This is a genomic window from Deltaproteobacteria bacterium (genome assembly GCA_016213065.1).
In the GTDB taxonomy this organism is placed as follows: domain Bacteria; phylum UBA10199; class UBA10199; order SPLOWO2-01-44-7; family SPLOWO2-01-44-7; genus JACRBV01.
In genome coordinates this window covers 1-2,030 of sequence record JACRBV010000112.1, presented here as the reverse complement: position 1 = coordinate 2,030, position 2,030 = coordinate 1, and the positions used below count along the sequence as shown (strand labels likewise).

At 46.1% G+C, this 2,030-nt stretch carries 3 protein-coding genes, 1 pseudogene and 1 riboswitch; of the genes and pseudogenes, 3 read left to right on the top strand and 1 reads right to left on the bottom strand.

What is annotated here, in order from left to right; translation table 11 throughout:
- Positions 1–86: 86 nt before the first annotated feature.
- Positions 87–182 (top strand): annotated as a pseudogene (locus HY877_06615) (type II toxin-antitoxin system RelE/ParE family toxin).
- Between the two features lie 41 nt (positions 183–223).
- On the opposite strand, the gene HY877_06610 reads toward HY877_06615, so the two are convergent.
- Positions 224–742 (bottom strand): hypothetical protein, encoded by a 519-nt coding sequence (locus tag HY877_06610; GenBank protein MBI5299942.1) that lies wholly within the window; start codon positions 740–742, stop codon positions 224–226.
- 149 nt (positions 743–891) lie between these two features.
- A riboswitch (TPP riboswitch) is annotated at positions 892–979 on the top strand.
- Here HY877_06610 and thiS point away from each other — a divergent pair.
- Both thiS and HY877_06600 read left to right on the top strand, forming a co-directional pair.
- Positions 966–1,178: a sulfur carrier protein ThiS gene (gene thiS, locus HY877_06605; GenBank protein ID MBI5299941.1), complete on the top strand. Its 213-nt coding sequence runs from the start codon at positions 966–968 to the stop codon at positions 1,176–1,178. Its footprint overlaps the riboswitch before it by 14 nt.
- Positions 1,179–1,276: 98 nt before the next feature.
- A partial coding sequence (locus tag HY877_06600; GenBank protein ID MBI5299940.1) for a thiazole synthase occupies positions 1,277–2,030 on the top strand: 754 nt, incomplete at its 3' end.

Sequence of the window (2,030 nt, the reverse complement as noted above, 5' to 3'; positions counted from 1 at the left end):
GAATGCATAGAAGTATGACTTAGCGATTGATGTTGAGGCGCTTTTGTCAAATGTCAAGCGTTGACCGCAGATAACGAAACAAATATCGCGTGGGACCTTATCGCGTTATTTACGAGGTCCGCCATTCGCACCTTTTGATTGTCATCATTGATATCGGCCATCGTAAAGAGGTGTACAGATAAAAATCATTTTTCAAGTCATCGCCACCAAGTGTTGATTTGAATTATTGGATAAGGGCTTTAATTTTTTCACTGAACTTTTCAAGGCTATCACCTGTTGAGCCAACGACACCATTAGTTACAGGATATTTGCCGGATTGACCCAAAACAGGGAAAATGCCACCCGGAAAATCATTTAAAAAAAGGACGACTTCTTCATTTTCTTGAAAGAGTACGGACGGTCCATCGGAGATTTCATAGGGAATCCCGTCTATAATACCTCCAAAACTTCTAATTTCTGTACCTGGGATCAGATTTCCTTTCCAATTTTCCAGAATATCAAGTGTAATGCGAGACATGACAAGAGCCGATTGAATATCGTATCGTTCGTACCGGGAAGACACTTTAGTGATTCTCGCATGGCAGATGTACTTTGATGATTTTTCCAGCGTAGCGAGTTGATCGCCAGAAGATACGCCAGCGACAGGTTCTGATGTTATCGGACTTTGGGAGGTGCTTGAACCAGTACAAGCCAAAAAGGTTATAAAAAACAGAATAGAAAATAAGAGTAAAATTTTCCTCAAAAAAACCTCTCATGAACTAATTTCTATCTGTCGCAATCGCTTGCCGGAGTCAAACACAAAATTGTCAAACCCTATTACACCCCGTTACGCCCCAGCATCACACCGTGCTCCTTTAAATTTGACTCCCACTTTTTCGCATGCTAGAGACCGCCGAACGCTAGGGGTGCTTTGTGCTGAGAAATACCCTTAGAACCTGATCCGGTTAATTCCGGCGGAGGGAAGCGTGGCTGAAAGTATTCAAATTACTGTTAATGGTGAATCCCGTTTTTTGGAATGTCCTCTTCCGTTAACCACCCTCCTTCGAGAATTAAAAATCGAACTTTCTTATGTGGCGATTGCCATCAATGAAGAAATTCTCCCGCATTCGGAAAAAGCCCAAAAAATAGTTCAGGCGGGAGATCGCATTGAAATTATTCGGGCCGTATCGGGGGGATAAGACACGGCTGTCATCCCCGCGAAGGCGGGGATCCAGTAGTATCCCTGCCTCCGCAGGAATGACAGAAAAACATGAATGTTTAAGTTATGAAAAATGACCTGTTAAAAATCGCTGGGAAAAATTTTTCGTCCCGATTGTTTGTAGGTACCGGCAAGTTTGCGTCTCCTATTATAATGAAGGAGGCGCTTGAGGCTTCCGGCACGGAACTGGTTACGGTGGCGCTCCGGCGTGTTGATTTGGCGCATCCTGATCAGGATATTCTCAAACATATCGATCTTCAAAAATTTCATCTTTTGCCCAACACCTCGGGCGCAAAAAATGCTGATGAGGCGGTTCGTTTGTCTTTGTTGGCAAAAGAGGCGGGACTTGGAGTTTGGGTGAAACTCGAAGTGATTCCGGACCCCCGTTATCTTCTGCCGGATGGAACAGAAACGTTGAAGGCAGCTGAGATTTTGGTGAAAAAAGGTTTCACGGTGCTTCCCTACATGCAAGCCGATCCGATTTTGGCGAAACATCTGGCCGAGGTTGGATGCGCCACCGTGATGCCACTGGGTTCGTGGATCGGTTCTGCGCGCGGCCTGAAAACAAAAGAGGCGTTGGAAATTATTCTTTCACAAGCCACCGTGCCCGTAGTGGTTGATGCGGGTTTGGGCGTGCCTTCACACGCCGCAGAAGCCATGGAGATGGGGGCCGATGCGGTGCTCGTGAATACCGCCATCGCCACCGCAGAAAAACCCGTGCAAATTGCGGAGGCTTTCAGAAAAGGAGTTGAATACGGAAGACTAGCGAGGCTATCGCCACGAGCCACTTCAAAAACAAGTACCGAATCTACAAGTCCTATGGACGGAATGT